This is a genomic window from Haloarcula taiwanensis, from assembly GCA_002844335.1.
GTDB classification, from domain to species: Archaea; Halobacteriota; Halobacteria; order Halobacteriales; family Haloarculaceae; genus Haloarcula; species Haloarcula taiwanensis.
In genome coordinates this window covers 392,773-408,438 of record CP019155.1, presented here as the reverse complement: position 1 = coordinate 408,438, position 15,666 = coordinate 392,773, and the positions used below count along the sequence as shown (strand labels likewise).

Below are 15,666 nucleotides of genomic sequence, written 5' to 3'. Positions count from 1 at the left end.
TATTGCCCCGCATTTGCAATATCCGTTAGCAGCAACAGGAGGTGCCTATTCGCCTTCAGCGTTGAGCGTTGACTCAAGCCCTTCTCGGAGAGATACGGTCGGTTCATATCCGAGCAGTGTGCGTGCGTCACTGAGGTCCGCTTCGCTCTCTCTGATATCACCCACCCGCTCGGAGACGTGTTCAATTGCCACATCCGTTCCAACGACGTCCCGGACGGTTTCGGCGAGTTCGTTGATACTAATGCTTCGCCCAGTTCCGATGTTGAACGGCCTGCCGGTCGCATCTGTCGTGGCTGCGAGCAGGTTGGCCCGGACGACATCATCGACGTGAACGAAATCACGCGTCTGCTTTCCGTCACCTTCGACTGTGAGCGGGTTACCGGCCTGCGCCTGACGGATGAACGTGCCGATGACACCAGCGTATTCCCCGTCCAGTCCACGCGGCCCATAGACGTTAAAGTACCGTAGCGGGACTGTCGGCAGACCGTACTGCTCTGTATAAAACCGCGCATACTGCTCGCCGAGATGCTTCTCGATTCCGTACGGAGTGCGTGGATCAGCCGGTTCCGCTTCCGTAATTGGGACCGTATCGGGGGTACCGTATACGGCGGCACTGGAGGCGAGTACGACCCGCGCATCCTGTCGTCGAGCGCAGTCGAACACGGAGACAGTTGCCGACCCATTAAGTTCGTGACAGGCGACCGGCTGCTCAACCGACTGTGGAACACTAACCATTGCGGCCTCATGAAAAACTACGTCAACGTCATTCATCGCCTCGTCAAGCGTTCCCTTTTTTCGTATATCACCCTCAACGACGGTTACATCGGCTGGGAGATTGGCACGCCGTCCCGTTGAAAAGTCATCGAGGACCCGCACATCGTTCTCCTCCGCTAGCGCTGACGTAAGATGGCTCCCAATGAATCCACCCCCTCCGGTAACTAACACCCGACAATTGCGGATCTCATTCGTCGACATGCTACCCGAACGGGGGGTTTTCATGGGTTAAGTTATTCGTAGACATACGCCTCGGTTCATAAGCGACTAATCTTTGGATCACAGGGCATGTGCCGAGCGAACGCCCGGTGAGACCATAGCGGCCACGTATCGTGTCCTCACGTCAGTCCGTACTTTGTTACCAGCTTTTTGCGAATAATACAGGATTGGCGCAATCTCGGAAAGCTGGGAATAACAATATGATAACTCGTTCACAGCAGAGCATAACGGAATCCACTATTCGCCACAATGACACCACTAAACGTACCGGAGCGTGTGGACGATCACACCGGACGACCGCAATTGAGTGCGGTTCCGGAGTGGAACTGAGATGTCGGATAGAATACAGCAATCGCCCGCTAGTGACAGCACACGCGAGGTTTCAAAGAACTTGCCCGCCGTTGGGTTAGTCGCAACCGAGTCGAACGCAGAGTGGATTGCGGCTGAGATTCTTCGTATACACTCACGGGCACACCAGGCAATTGTCACGGCTGCAGTTGATGCTGATCTTCAGGCACTCACTTTTGCCCGATGGCTCGATGCAGAAGTGGTTCTCCCCTCTGGAAACTGGGCTGAGGCCGATTCCCCCCGCGAGCGCCTGCAGCTGTTCGCCAAGGAAGCTGGGTATCCAGGCCTTCTCTACCATGGTGAGGAGGATGGGTCAGTTAATCTCCCGGCAAGCCGGGACGCCCTGAAAGAGACCGAGAAATTCACCGTCGACGCCCAACTTGAACCCGTCACCGAGGCGGATCCGACTGTCATGGTCGGAATTCCGGCATACAACGAGGCGGCAACGATTGGTACGGTGGTGGAGTCTGCCAAGAACTATGCAGACAGCGTTCTGGTGGTCGACGACGGGAGTACTGACGACACTGTCGAAGTCGCATCGGCGGCGGGCGCGACAGTGTACGAGCACGACCGTAACGTCGGGTATGGTGGTGCCCTCAACAGTATTTTTGACCAGGCTGACCGGGGTGATGCCGACTACCTGGTCATCCTTGATGCTGATGGGCAACACGATCCCAGTGATATCCCGGACTTGATCGAACAGCAACAGGAGTCGGGAGCCGAAGTCGTTATTGGAAATCGGTTCGATGAGGACGCAGACACCGAGATGCCGTTGTATCGGCGGTTTGGTCTGTTTGCGGTGAATCTCATGACTAATCTCAGCCTCGGAATCCTCAGACCGACCAAGCAGATCAGCGACACACAGAGCGGGTTCCGTGCGTATAGTACAGAGGCGATAAGCTCACTCGCTGAAGACAACTCAATCGGCGACCACATGGATGCAAGCACCAATATTCTCTATCACGCACACTCGAACGGCTACCAAGTCGTAGAGGTCCCAACGACGATAGATTACGACGTGGAGGCTTCTAACAACCTTGGCCCAGTTGAGCATGGACTCACCCTCGTTGGTAACATTATTCGGACAGTTGAGCGAGAGCACCCTATCATGTTGCTTGGTGTGCCCGGAGTATCCTGCGTTCTGGTCGGATTTGCGTTCACCTACTTCACGATGTTCAATTATCTTCAGTCCGGGAGCTTTCCGCTTGGATATGCTCTGGCTAGCACCACTTTCACAATCATTGGGATCCTCGCATCTTTCACCGGAATTATTCTTCACTCCTTGGAATTATACCGGAAATAGCCGGCGGCTCAGTAGTTGATTGGCCATATTAGGTGGTCCAGACACACTTATCAGGTCTGGGTTTACTATGGTGTTATCTCTATTACCAGAAACAACTTCTGCATAACAAAGGCTAATCTATATGATTCGTAAGTCAATGCGAAGCGAATCAACATCAGACTATCTAGCACGGCGACAGCGTGGCGAGTCAATAACGAAACGACCGAGGGCACAGAGAGCATGAGTATCTGCGTCCATGGGCTCGGCTATATCGGGCTCGCGACTGCATCGCTGTTCGCCAACGCAGGTACTGATGTCACTGGTTTCGATGTTGACGAAGGTGTAATCGATCGCCTCAACGAGGGAAACCCGAACGTCAGCGAGCCTGAACTTGAATCGTACATTCAGGATGCACTGGAGTCCAATCTAACGCCGAGCCGCCGTCCCCAACCCGCTGATGTACATATTATCTGTGTTCCAACCCCGTACGACGAACTGAACGACGGGGCGGACCTGACATACGTGAAAGATGCCGGACGGAACGTGGCAGACGTTCTCAGATCGGGCGACACCGTGGTGCTGGAATCAACAGTACCGCCGGGCACAACGACCGGAATCTTGGCACCGATCCTGTCACAAGACGACTTCGATATCGGTGAGGATGTACACCTGGGGTACACGCCTGAGACGGTGATGCCAGGGAATACGCTCACAGAACTCCGAACCAACGATCGAATCGTTGGTGGTGTTGATGAGGCCTCAGTCAGTGCCATCAAATCGCTTTATCAACCACTCACCTCAGGAGAGATACATGTCGCCGCAGACCCAACGACCGCCGAGTTCGTGAAGCTAGCACAAAACGCCGAACGAAACGTCAGTATCGCATATGCCAACACGCTTGCGCTCCTCGCAGAGAACTACGGCATCGATGTTCGGTCTGCAATTTCGCTCGCGAACAACCATCCACGGGTTGATATTTTGAGCCCTGGTCCGGGCGTGGGTGGGCACTGCCTTCCTGTCGACCCACATTTCCTGAGCGATGGGTCTGGTGCTACAGAGCTAATCGATATCGCGAGCCGAGTCAACAGCAGGATGCCCGAACACGTCGTCAGAATACTCGAAGATGCCATCGGCTCACTCGAAGACAAGACTGTGGCCGTCCTTGGAATCACGTACAAGGGCAACGTCAGCGACACTCGCAATTCTCCGGGATTGGAAATAGCCAAACTGCTCGGGACTGTCACAGTGGATACACGCCCGGCCATGGATGGGGGTTGGGACGAGGGATCAGTCACGATTCACGACCCGCGGGCAACGGACTCCAGATTACAGCTAGTGCCACTCGATGTAGCAGTTGACGGCGCTGACGCGGTGATATTCGGGGCTGCACACGATGAGTTTGCAGCGCTCGACCCAGAGGACATCAGGTCGAAGATGGCAGGCCGGACTGTGGTTGATCCAGTTGATGTCATCGACACGGCGCAATGGACTGAGCACGGATTCGATGTCCGGACACTCTGAGTTAGTGCTCCGAATAGCCGTCTGTCAGAAACAATTCTCCCACTGGCAATCAACAACGGCGTAGGAGGCCTATAACAAATCTTATCGGCTACTCACGGAATCGCTATGAAACTGAGTGGGTGGACTCCCACCGGACGTTCAATTACCGGAATCGTGAGCAACAATGACTGACAACACCGTTGGGTTTGTGCTTGGAACGCGCCCAGAGATTATCAAGTTAGCCCCGGTAATCAAAGAGTGTCACCGGCGTGGCGTCGGTACACACATCGTCCACACTGGACAGCATTACTCAGACTCGCTTGATACTGTCTTTTTCCGACAGCTCGGGTTATCACCGCCAGATGTGAACCTCGAAGTCGGATCTGACGATCACGGGGCGCAGACTGGTGCGATGCTCACTGGTATCGAAGAAGAACTTCAAGCCACTGAGCCCACAGTGGTGTTTGTCCAGGGAGACACGAACTCCACCCTTGCGGGCGCACTCGCGGGGAGCAAGATGGATGTCGACGTGGCTCACGTCGAAGCAGGACTTCGAAGTTTCGATGACGAAATGCCCGAAGAGACGAACCGCGTCATCATTGATCACATCGCTGACCATTTGTTCCCACCAACCGCCGAAACAGCAACGTTACTCCGAGATGAGGGGATTCCCGAGGACCGTATCACAGTCACTGGAAATACGATTGTCGACGCAGTCGAGACCTTTGACGATGATGCTGCAACCAGCAGTCAGATTCTGAGTGAGCTCGGCGTTTCAGAAGGGCAGTTCGACCTCTTGACCGCTCACCGAGCGGAAACAGTCGATGACCGGGAAGCGTTCGAGCGGATTCTCAGCGGCGTCGCACGAGCAAGCGCTCAAGCGAAACGAGAAGTCATCTACCCGATTCATCCCCGAGCGAAGGACCGCCTCGAAGAGTTCGGTATTGCAGTTCCCGACCAAATTCGTCTTATCGAGCCACTGGATTTCTTTGATTTCCTCAGATTAGAGAGCACAGCGGACCTGGTGTTCACCGACTCAGGTGGTGTGCAGGAGGAGTGCAGCATCCTCGGGACACCGTGTGTGACGCTTAGGTATGGAACTGAACGCCCTGAGACAGCATTTGTTGGTGCGAACTGTGTTGCCGGCCGGAAACCGAGTAGCATCACCGCGGCAGCGACACAAATGCGCGGAAAGGCCGGGGACTGGAACACGCCTTTCGGAGATGGGACAGCCGCCGTTCAGATTCTCGATGCAGTCCCGGAACTCCCCGCAAGAGAAACAGTCACGGCCCCCGAGTGACCAGAGCCGGCAAGCACTGTCTCTCGATAGTGAGTCTATTCTTAAGCCCGAATTGACCGGTCCCCGATGATTCGCTTGGCTGGGGATAGACGGATCCCGACTCAATTGCGTACAACTGGACGCCCACGCTCTGGACAGTTGCTTTCCAAGTGGCAGTTCATCAACTGACAACAGTCTCCTTGCCATCCAGTGAGCAAATTGGGAGGCCAGATTACGGACGATAATCTTTGATCTGACGGTCTACACTGGTAGTAACTGTCTAATTTTATTACTTCACTCTCATCAAGCCATAATGGCTACTGATGCAGATGCGAACATCGAGACGGAGGCGTTCCCGATCGACCTTCTGCTGATCGGACTCCTTGGCCTCTGGCATCTCGCCACTGTCCAAGGGTATATCGGACAGTCTCCCGCAAGAGTTGTTTTGGGGTTGGTGGCGGTGCTTATCGCGCCGGGATACGCTTTGACCGCGCTTCTATTCCCGCGCGGTTCCGCCGAGTCAGATGGATCGTTTGATAACTGGGGGGGACGAATCTCTACAGGCGAACGATGTGTCCTTGCAGTTGGAACCAGTGTCTGTATTGTCCCGCTATTGGGGCTAGGAGTAGTCTTGATTTCCCCGGGTGAGACTACCGGACCGTACCAACTCTCTATCGGCGTAACGACTGTCGTTCTCACGATTGCTGCAGCGATTCGACGGCTGCGAGTGCCAGCTGACGAGTCTTTCAGTCCCTTACGTTGGATGACAACCGTCCGGAGCAAGGCGTCTCGACCACCGGTTAGAAGTGTTCCGATGCTACGGACGTTGCTTGTATTAGGGCTTCTTCTCTCCGGTACCGGGATCGGTTACGCGGCCATATCGACTGACCGGGGTGAACAGTTTACGGAGTTTGCGCTGGTAACTGAATCCGACAACGGAGAGCCCATTGCGTCTGAGTATCCGTCAGAGATGGCACTCGGCAGTTCCCGGACTGTTCAGGTCACCATCGGCAATCATGAGGGACAAGAGCTAAATTATACAGTGGTAGTCATCGCTCAGAGAATCAAGAACGGCAGTGTCCTAGCTACCGCGCAGATAGGTCGGTTCAGGAGCCGCGTTGCGGCTGGTGAAACTCTTAATCGATCGCACGAAATGTCTCCCACGCTGGTTGGAGAGGATATCCGGGTTTCATACCTTCTCTATCGGAACGAAGCCCCGGTTGGATCGAACCCTCGCCCCGAGAACGCGTACCGACGTACGCATATCTGGGTTAGCGTTACCAGTACCTGACGGCAGCGGTTCACACTTTGTAATGACGTATCAACCGTGCACACCTTTATGACGCCTTCATTTGATGATCCTGATCTGCCTTGGGGCTATCACAATGAATCTCTCAAATTGTGAAAATTTTATATGAAGCTAACAAGCCTGACGAGTTAGAGCTGACGTCCCCAGTTTCCTGTTTGGTAGAGGTCAGGATTGACCGCAGCGCAGTACAGGTACCACTACGAGCAGGCTTCGTACGTGTAATGCCCGCTAGCAGGGGCAGACTACATATTGGACTGTACAATGAGTCTCGTAAGATTTTCTTACCGTCTGTTCCTTCTAACCCGCTCTATCGTTCTGTCCATCTCATCTGCTCACCTGAACAGGCGGGGTCATGTTGTGGAATTCAATTTCGGAACCCAGTGACTAACAAAGACTATCTGACGGGATCAGTACGACAATGTACGAGTCGACGCTTTCAGATGGGGCCGGTTCTGCTGTCTCGACAGTACCCAAGCAAAACAATGTAACCACGATGGACGGTGACCGACCACTGCTGGCATTTTTCATTCCAGATCTCTCCGTTGGCGGTGCAGAGCAGGTCGCAATCACAATCGCGAACGGACTGGTCACCCGAGGATACGACATTGATCTTCTCTTGTCACGGGCGAGCGGTGAGCTTCGGTCGGAATTATCCGAACAGGTGTCTATCGTCGAACTGCCACCATCGAAGACGCCTGTGGTCGGGGTGGCCGCGCACCTACCGTTTCTGGCCACATATTTAAATAAACGAAAGCCAGCAGCGTTGTTTCCCCATCTTGAACACCCCAGCATTGTCTCACTCGCCATCAATCGGTTCCTCAGCGCCGATACTGCAGTGATTCCGACGCAACACTCCGTGTTCGGACACGACGTTGAGGCGACACCGAAAGACCAGATCGTCAGACGGATCGTTCCCAGACTTTACCCCGCATCAGATCAGATAATCAGTGTTTCCGAAGGCGTCGCGGATAGCCTCGTCGATAGAACACCAGTCGACCGATCAGACATTTCTGTCCTACACAACCCTGTGGATGTCGAACAGATTCGTGGTCGGGCCAGACAACCAGTCGAGCACGAGTGGGTAGAAAACGATGAGCGAGATGTCGTCCTATTCGTTGGGCGACACGCACGGCAAAAGAATCTCGATGGATGGGTCCATGCGTTCGAGAAAGTAGTCAACAGGAACCCCAATGCGCGTGCAGTCATTGCGGGTAAAGGACCGTGCAGAGCGCAAGTTCAGACGACAGTTGAGCAGTTGGGGTTATCAGATGTGGTGTCTCTTCCCGGATTCGTCGATAACCCGTATCGGTACATGACAAAGTCAGATGTGTTTCTCCTCTCGTCCCAGTATGAGGGATTACCGACGGTATTGATCGAGTGTTTGGCGGTTGGGTGCCCGGTCGTGTCGACAGACTGTCCAAGCGGCCCCAGAGAGATCCTCTCTGATGGGGAGCATGGTACACTTGTCCCAATAGACGACACGGATGGATTGGCCAACGCAGTCTGTGACACGCTTGCTGACCCGCCTGATTCTGACCGGTTGCGGTCCCGCGCTGATGACTTCTCGCCGAAACCCGTGTTTGATGAGTACGAACGTTTCCTCGAAAAGCACGTCTTCACAGCTTAACAGCACTACCTGCCAGGCATTAGCCTAAGATTTCAGCTGCGGGGAGTTGGCCGTCATTGATGATTGTTTCGTGCAGGTTCGCAAGTCGTTGCCCGTGTGCCTCCCACGTCCAGCCCTTCGATACTAACCGTTCCTTTCCGTTTGTTCCCATTCGTTCTCGTTCTTTTGAATTACCGATGAGACTGTTCAGAGCGGTAGCAAGCGCATCGGAGTCTTTTTTTGGGATCAAGAGACCCGTCTCCTCGTCTACAACTTGTTCTGGGATACCGGACACAGCAGAGGCGACAACCGCTGTTTCGCTGGCCATCGACTCGTATATAGTGTTCGGCCGGCCTTCTGCGTGGCTCGGGAGCATGAAAATGTCTGCAGCAGCGAACCATCGACGAAGGCCCAGTGGCGGAACTTCCCAGAGAACTCGATAGTTCTCGTGATGGCTAGCTTTGAGTTCGGCGAGGAGTTCTGTGCGGAGATCACCGTAATGACCGACGAACACAAAGGCTACGTCGTCGTTACGAATGTTATCCAGAGCCTCACAAATTTCGAGGATCCCTTTCCGTTCCGTATACCCGCCACAGAACATGACAAGCGTAGTATCTTGGTCGATTCCTAGTTCCTGTCGAATCGTTGCCTCGTTATCCGTTGGATACCGTGACGGATCCGCACCGTTGGGGAGTACAGTGGCTTTCGGGGTTTCGGTAATATTGTTGGCAATTCGTGCGAGTGATTCACTCACGCAAAAGATCCCATCCGCGTAATCGAGAGTCTCTCTGATCTTCCGTCGGCTTATCTGTGAGAGATTGTAGAAGTTATTCAAAATTTTTCCACGTCCCATGACTGTCAACGGGATATCGTTGCTCCTGCAGTACGGAACCAGCCCGTAACCATCGTAATGGATGTGACCAGCGTGACAGATATCTGGCGTCTCAAAGTTCGATGAGACATATTTCGGAAGCATTTCCGAAAACGACTTCGACGATAATGTGTATTTGAATAGTTTTTGTGGCAGCAAATAAAGGAACCTTGGATAGTGGACCTCATGAGAGCTGTACTCATGTCGACTCGGGATATCACTGAACTCGGAATAGGGGCCGATCGGGGGCGCTCTCGGACGAGGGGTAACAACATCTAGACTAGCGTCTCTCGCACTGAGCGCTTTGATAGAGCGGAAGTTGAACAGCCCCATGTAGGGATTAAAGGGGTCTGGGTGGTTCATCGCACTTACGACCGCATCGTACATGAATGCTGACTAGAAATGCGCCTCATTAAGTATGCATCGGGTACTGGTGTTCTCTTTGACGCATGGTTTAGAAGACAGACAATAACAAATAAAATTATAGCTATCTTGGATGTGCTGTTCACTTTGGGATGCTACGCTCCTGGGGGAAACTATCGCGCTAAAGTCATCCTTGAACTGGCAATTATAGATGAGTTTGACGCGTAGGGGCCTAACTGTTACTTTATTCAGAATACATATGTTGAGCCACCAATTTCTGCGGATGGTCGGTCGAAAACAGGATCTTCTCGGGTTATATGCACCCCAATATATGCTATGGAACCCTACAGATTCTACGTCAACCCGATATGTGGCTGTCGAGGTGCAGGTCTTCAATCCAGAGCTCAGAGGAACCCTTCCATCCACAAGTAGTGCTAACATTCCACGTTTTGTTATTATACTTTTGATATATAAGCGCAGTGACGGTCAAAGCTACGCGATGTATTCGGTCTAACATTTGAACTGATTCTTCGCTATGAAAGAACAGGCATCACACGTCTAAAGAGGACATACACAAGCAGTATCCAGCCGAGCCATTTAGCCCATCGAAGACCGTGGGTCCACCTCATATCTGCCTTCGGCGAAACTAGGAGTACGCTCAGGACTAGAAACCACAGGAAGGCGATGACATAGTAGACACTGAATGCCGTAAACCCGACCCACCACATCGCCAGCGAAAGCGATACCAGCACGCTGATATAAATCAGCAGAAACCGGCGGAGTCGAGGCTCTGTGTCCGATTTCGGTGATGCGAGAGTCAATCGTCTGATACCTGTGTCTGGTCCATTCATGATTGAGATGTCTGATAGTTACGGTGAATCCCTGTTCGGTGACTGGCAGTGAGTTTCAGTGCAGGCATACTAGATCACCTCCATACCACTGAGTGTGACGCAGTGTTGATTCCGACAGTCGATGGCGACGGTACTGATGGCTCGAACGGTGCTTGCCCCTTCGCATCCGTTTCGACCGTGAGGTCAGCTGTGTTGCCGAGCCCTCCCTGATTATTGTTCCGTGCCAAGGTCTGGATAGTGCCATTTGATGAGCTCAGATCGAACACCATGCCATTGCACTCATGGACTGAGAGCCGGTCGATATCGATATCCGAGAACCATCCAGAATCCCGGTCTCTGATAACTTCATCGTCTTCTCGTATGTTCGTTTTAATGATTGCTATCATATCTCCCTCGATAGTCATTTGGTCAATCCGACACTGGAGCGCGTAGTCTGTCATATTTGTCGTAACAACGTCATTAAGACGTACTGTCGGTGGGGTGTCCGCTCGGGAAGCTATACGCTGAATGAACTGTCGCCCATCAAACTCGTGTCCGGGGATGTCATCAAGCTTCGCTTCGAGCGAGGGAGTGTTCGCGCGGTGGAAGACACGACGGACATCCAACAGGGATGCGGCACTCAATTTACAAAAATTCGCACCAGTACCAGTCACATAGCAGTTTCTGACAGATATCTCGCCGGCGTTAAATCGGACATCGATGGCGCTTCCAGAACAATCGATGAATCGAGAGTTCGTCACTCTGAGGGGATTGCCTTTGCTCGCGTGGGTGGTGATGTGGTGGCCGACGTGTCCGCCATCCGAATAATTGTGGTCGGCGATGGCATTGTCTTCGAATGTACACCGGTTGACGGTCCGTAGCACATCCCGTCCAAGGATAGCCTCTTGATACCAGCCGCGGATATGAGCGTTCGATAGGTGGAGATCACCGTCGCCACCGACTTTGATACATCTTGATCCGCCACCAGCACCGCGGAGGTTCGGGAGGTTCTCATAGTTTCCATTGAGCCGGACATCCCTAACAACGACCGTACCGTGGTCCACATCGTCCATATAGCGGAAGCCGGTCTGTACCGGGTGTGAATCGGCCTGAAGTCGTTCTGTAATAGCGAGTTCCGAGGCCTGTGGGCCGGCTCCATAGATTGAGATGCCGGGTGGCATATCCCCGTCGACACCGATCCGATTAAATGGTTCGTACTGCGCTGCTCTACGGCCAATGTAGTACGTTCCCTCTGGGACGTAAATAGACCCGTGAGCACCAGCCGCTTGAGCAGCAGTTTGGAGGGCCTTCAGATTCCTCTCTGCGGCCTCAATACTCGGATCGCCCGGGTTCGGTTTCGCACCGTGCGCCCTGATGTTCTCCCCGCTCGTCTCTGGCTTATGTTCCTGATCTGGTTTTGCCTCCGGCGTGCCTTTGACACTAGCCAGTGGCTCCTCACTGGGCCCGGTAAACCGACCCCGAAACACTTGATGGGCAACACCACCGGTGACCGCGGCTGATCCGAGGAGGGCAAGGAGCTTCCGTCGGCCTATCTGCGACGCCAACCCTGAGTCATCAGTCATTGTTTTTGTACGTGTAAATCAAGTCATGTATCGTCGGAGGGCAGATCACTTGATGCGATCCCAGTAAGCATACCCACATATGCTGTGATTGATAGCATTGTTATTCCCTTCTTAACCTATTCTGGTATCTATTGACGGGAGTAACATAATCCATCAGACGGCACACCTCTAGTTACCCCGTCGACTCCGGTATTGATATGTTTTTCAGGCGTGTATCTGACTACTGGTCGGGACGTTGTCCAGACTTCGAGGGGAGTTTCTTCAGGAAGAGAGGGCGACCGGGTGGTACCAGCGAGATGTCCAGCCGATGACTTGCGGTTTGGGAGCACGAGTAGGTGCCGAATAGTGAACACTGTCGGTCCCGACCCCCAATACCGAAGCCACATGAATGAGTCCGTGGACACGGAAGGAGGGACAACGCCGCTCGTGAGCGCAATCATTCCGACGTACGGCCGGAACGAACGGTTATCGAGCGCCATCCAGAGTGTTCTAGAGCAGACGTACGACAACATTGAGTTGCTCGTCGTCGATGACGCATCTCCGACTCCTGTCAGAGAAACGCTGGACTCATTCGATCCGACGGTGGGCAACTCGTTTCGGATCCTCCGTCACGACAAGAACCGAGGAGCGAACGCTGCCAGGAATACGGGTATTAGAGCCGCCGACGGCCGGTACGTCGCATTTCTGGACGATGACGACCAGTGGGACGAGACGAAGATTACAAAGCAGGTGCAAGCATTTCAGGAGTCTGGCTCGGAGACCGGTGTTGTGTACACCGGCGTTCGGAAGGACGGGCCAGAGGGCACGACAGTGTCGACACCAGTCGCATCGGGCGACGTAATGACGGACCTCCTGACCGGCACGAACTTCGGTCAGTTCTCGTCGGTTATGGTCGATACGACGGTCATAGAAACTGCAGGATTACCCGACGAGAGATTGCCTGCCTGGCAAGACCGCGAGTGGTTCTTCCGCCTAGCACAGCACGCCCACTTCCAGCCAGTTCGGGAGACGCTGACGTACCGTCAGACCGGACTCCCCGACAGCATTACGAAAAAGTTTGAAGAGAAGCGAGACGTGGCCTATCCACTGCTCATCTCGAAACATGACTGGGTTGCGGCGGAGTACGGACTCTACTATGAGCGGATGTTCGTAGCCACAATGCGTCGCTCGCTGGCACGGTCTGCGGTTAGAGCCGACCGTTACAGGGAGGCCAGGAAGTACTTTTTCTTATCCGCGCTCGCGAATCCGTTGTACTGGTCAGTGTATCCGCATTTGGTTGCGTCGCTCGGTGGGAGATGGTCTTATGAATCGATTGCCTCTCTCCGACAGAAGGTAACTAACGGTCCCGCTTCCGGCACCTAAACTCTCCTGGCTTCCAGCATGACAGCGACGACGTACCATCGGGAAACCGGACACTGTGGCATCGGCTCAACTGAACCGCTGTTGTCGTTTTCATTCCCACCGTGGAGTGATAGTGAGATAGACCATGTCACAGTCAGTCAAGTAGGCACACCGGACAGGAGCGGAACCGTCACGGACGGACCGCAGATTCTTCCGGCGGCCCTGTGGAGACAGCTAAATGATCGCATAACAATGTATACAATTCGGAAAGGGGAAGATATGCAAGCACGATCAAGTGAAGGATCATCTGATGCTCTTGATCAACATTACTCTCGCTCGACGATGTGGTTCTTCCAGCGAAATCTCAGGAGGCGACACCGATGAGCCGAACCCGGCATCTTGAACTACTTACGCTCCTCGGGACAGGGCTACTCATGGTTGCGGTCGCAGTCGTTTCTACGGTGCCATCGGCAACCAAGTATGAAATATCCATCTACGGGGCTCTCCCGTCGTATTTTTGGGTCTCGATCGTCGGTGCGCTGTTCGTGGGCGGCCTTGTTATACTCTTGAGCGCGGCTGAGCGCGCGGATACGACGTGGCGACCGGCACTCGCGCTCATGATTCTCTCTAATTTAGTCCTCTTTCTCATGCCGTTCCTGCGTGGGTATCAGATGTATGGGCGTGAAGACCCTATGTCACATCTCGGGTATATCCGCGATTTTGTTGTCACCGGCGAGATCGGCGCCAACATCTACCCGCCAGCCCACGTTCTGGCTGTCACTGTTTCCGATGCGACGGGTCTTGGCTGGATGACGGTCGTGATGGTGCTGTCTCCCATGTTTTCTCTGCTATATTACGGAGCGATGTTCTATCTGTTGCGGACCGTGTTCGACTCCCGACAAGAGATGCTCTTTGGACTCCCGTTCGTCATGCTCCCTGTGCTTCGATTCGCACATCTCGGGTTCCGCCCCTTTGCACTGAGTGTTATGCTGATACCGTTCTCGCTGTACCTTCTTTTCAAGAGTGATCAAAGCGCCGCACCTGCAACCCGAACCGCTTTCGTGATCGCACTCTTCGCACAGACATTCTATCACCCGCTAACTGCGCTTTTTGTCATCGGGACATTCGTCCTATATCGCGGGAGCAATCACGTTCCGGGTATGGGCGGTCCACTCCCCACAACGAAAAATCTCTTTTCGCTCTCAGTAGCATTGTTTGCGGTTTGGTACACGCAGTACGCGGGTATCCTTCTGCGCTTCAAGCGGATCTACACCACTCTGTTCGGTGTCGATCAAGGGGAACCGCCGGTGGCCGCTTATCAGCAAACTATTCAAGAATCTTCACCGGCATTAATCGATATTCTTCGAGTGATACTGTTCAAGTATGGCGTAGAATTCATGCTGTTTGGGCTCGGGTTCACATTTACCGTCGCTGTAGCTGCTCTGGTCTGGAAAGGTCGATATGTCCCAACACCACACCTCGGCCTGTTTACCGGGGCGGTGGTCGTATTCAGCTTTGGAGGATTGTTATTCCTAGTCTCGGACCTCATCGTCCCGCCGAACCGACCATTCCAGATCGCTAAGATCGGCGCTATCATATTGGTCGGACAGCTGTTGTATGTCAGCTGGAGAAAGGTCGACTGGAGCGAGAGACGGATCGGACGGACTGTAGGGTTCTGGCCGACAGCTGTGGTAGTTCTCCTACTGCTCGCAAGCCTTTCCACATTCAGCGTGTATAAATCGCCGCTGAGTTCTGAACGGAATCCACAGGTAACCGAGATGGAAATTGAGGGGAGCGCATGGCTGATGGGCCACGGCGAGGCCACCGAAAATCTCGACCGCTTCGGGATCACCTTTCATCGACATCACGACTACCGGAACGGTGTTCAGACAGCGGATAACTTCGACGAAGGGACACCGCCGAGTCATTTCAATTACACCACCCGACAGTATCTCGGGAGTAGTTACGACTCCGACCACTACCTTACAATCACACGGAAGGGCCGGATCACGTATCCAGAGCTTTTCCCGGGCTATCGTGACCGATGGCGATACACACCCGGTGATTTCGATCAACTCGAACGGGACCAGACAGTCAACCGACTGTACGACAACGGCGATTATACGCAATATCTCGTTAATGCTACCGCGAATGACGGAACGACGGCGAGTCCGAACTGATGTCACACTGATCAGAACTCCGACATCTGGAACGGGTAGTCGAGTAGTTCTGTGAGATATTGATTCATAATCCGTATCAAGTGGGGATAACGTCGGAGTTGGCGTGTTACTCGGTTAGGGAACGTATAATTATTTCCTTGAATGTTGCTAAACTACCCATGTCGAATCCAAATTGGATACA

At 53.5% G+C, this 15,666-nt stretch carries 11 protein-coding genes; 7 read left to right on the top strand and 4 right to left on the bottom strand.

Annotated elements, in window-relative coordinates:
* Window positions 1-45: 45 nt before the first annotated feature.
* Window positions 46-975: a nucleoside-diphosphate sugar epimerase gene (locus BVU17_16940; GenBank protein ID AUG49259.1), complete on the bottom strand. Its 930-nt coding sequence runs from the start codon at window positions 973-975 to the stop codon at window positions 46-48.
* A 349-nt stretch (window positions 976-1,324) separates the two neighbouring features.
* On the opposite strand from BVU17_16940, the gene BVU17_16935 reads away from it, so the two are divergent.
* The 5 genes from BVU17_16935 (at window position 1,325) to BVU17_16915 (ending at window position 8,338) form a co-directional block, all read left to right on the top strand.
* Complete coding sequence (locus BVU17_16935; GenBank protein AUG49258.1) at window positions 1,325-2,644, top strand: dolichyl-phosphate beta-D-mannosyltransferase; 1,320 nt, start codon at window positions 1,325-1,327, stop codon at window positions 2,642-2,644.
* A gap of 219 nt (window positions 2,645-2,863) precedes the next feature.
* Window positions 2,864-4,144, top strand: coding sequence for a UDP-glucose 6-dehydrogenase (locus tag BVU17_16930; protein ID AUG49257.1), 1,281 nt, complete (start codon window positions 2,864-2,866; stop codon window positions 4,142-4,144).
* A 163-nt stretch (window positions 4,145-4,307) separates the two neighbouring features.
* A complete protein-coding gene (locus BVU17_16925) occupies window positions 4,308-5,423 on the top strand; it encodes a UDP-N-acetylglucosamine 2-epimerase (non-hydrolyzing) (GenBank protein ID AUG49256.1) in 1,116 nt (371 codons plus the stop codon).
* A gap of 292 nt (window positions 5,424-5,715) precedes the next feature.
* Window positions 5,716-6,693, top strand: coding sequence for a hypothetical protein (locus tag BVU17_16920; GenBank protein ID AUG49255.1), 978 nt, complete (start codon window positions 5,716-5,718; stop codon window positions 6,691-6,693).
* A 436-nt stretch (window positions 6,694-7,129) separates the two neighbouring features.
* Window positions 7,130-8,338 (top strand): glycosyl transferase, encoded by a 1,209-nt coding sequence (locus BVU17_16915; GenBank protein ID AUG49254.1) that lies wholly within the window; start codon window positions 7,130-7,132, stop codon window positions 8,336-8,338.
* 19 nt (window positions 8,339-8,357) lie between these two features.
* Here the strand turns inward: BVU17_16915 and BVU17_16910 are convergent, their stop codons facing one another.
* From BVU17_16910 to BVU17_16900, 3 genes are all read right to left on the bottom strand, one after another.
* The gene (locus BVU17_16910) at window positions 8,358-9,575 is read right to left on the bottom strand and encodes a glycosyl transferase (protein ID AUG49253.1); all 1,218 of its coding nucleotides are present in this window, start codon (window positions 9,573-9,575) and stop codon (window positions 8,358-8,360) included.
* Between the two features lie 509 nt (window positions 9,576-10,084).
* Window positions 10,085-10,402, bottom strand: coding sequence for a hypothetical protein (locus tag BVU17_16905; protein AUG49252.1), 318 nt, complete (start codon window positions 10,400-10,402; stop codon window positions 10,085-10,087).
* 74 nt (window positions 10,403-10,476) lie between these two features.
* Window positions 10,477-11,964: a chitin-binding protein gene (locus BVU17_16900; GenBank protein ID AUG49251.1), complete on the bottom strand. Its 1,488-nt coding sequence runs from the start codon at window positions 11,962-11,964 to the stop codon at window positions 10,477-10,479.
* Between the two features lie 384 nt (window positions 11,965-12,348).
* Here BVU17_16900 and BVU17_16895 point away from each other — a divergent pair, with 384 nt between their 5' ends.
* Entirely contained in the window at window positions 12,349-13,326 is a 978-nt protein-coding gene (locus BVU17_16895) for a glycosyl transferase (protein ID AUG49250.1), read from the top strand.
* A gap of 359 nt (window positions 13,327-13,685) precedes the next feature.
* On the top strand, window positions 13,686-15,485 hold the full coding sequence (locus tag BVU17_16890; protein AUG49249.1) for a hypothetical protein: 1,800 nt from the start codon (window positions 13,686-13,688) through the stop codon (window positions 15,483-15,485).
* Window positions 15,486-15,666: the final 181 nt, after the last annotated feature.

What these genes read in the sequence shown, in the direction of transcription:
- BVU17_16935 (AUG49258.1), top strand. Translation starts at nt 1,325, where the DNA reads ATGTCGGATAGAATACAGCAATCGCCCGCTAGTGACAGCACACGCGAG.
- BVU17_16930 (AUG49257.1), top strand. Translation starts at nt 2,864, where the DNA reads ATGAGTATCTGCGTCCATGGGCTCGGCTATATCGGGCTCGCGACTGCA.
- BVU17_16920 (AUG49255.1), top strand. Translation starts at nt 5,716, where the DNA reads ATGGCTACTGATGCAGATGCGAACATCGAGACGGAGGCGTTCCCGATC.
- BVU17_16925 (AUG49256.1), top strand. Translation starts at nt 4,308, where the DNA reads ATGACTGACAACACCGTTGGGTTTGTGCTTGGAACGCGCCCAGAGATT.
- BVU17_16940 (AUG49259.1), bottom strand. Translation starts at nt 975, where the DNA reads ATGTCGACGAATGAGATCCGCAATTGTCGGGTGTTAGTTACCGGAGGG.
- BVU17_16910 (AUG49253.1), bottom strand. Translation starts at nt 9,575, where the DNA reads ATGTACGATGCGGTCGTAAGTGCGATGAACCACCCAGACCCCTTTAAT.
- BVU17_16915 (AUG49254.1), top strand. Translation starts at nt 7,130, where the DNA reads ATGTACGAGTCGACGCTTTCAGATGGGGCCGGTTCTGCTGTCTCGACA.
- BVU17_16895 (AUG49250.1), top strand. Translation starts at nt 12,349, where the DNA reads ATGAATGAGTCCGTGGACACGGAAGGAGGGACAACGCCGCTCGTGAGC.
- BVU17_16905 (AUG49252.1), bottom strand. Translation starts at nt 10,402, where the DNA reads ATGAATGGACCAGACACAGGTATCAGACGATTGACTCTCGCATCACCG.
- BVU17_16900 (AUG49251.1), bottom strand. Translation starts at nt 11,964, where the DNA reads ATGACTGATGACTCAGGGTTGGCGTCGCAGATAGGCCGACGGAAGCTC.
- BVU17_16890 (AUG49249.1), top strand. Translation starts at nt 13,686, where the DNA reads ATGAGCCGAACCCGGCATCTTGAACTACTTACGCTCCTCGGGACAGGG.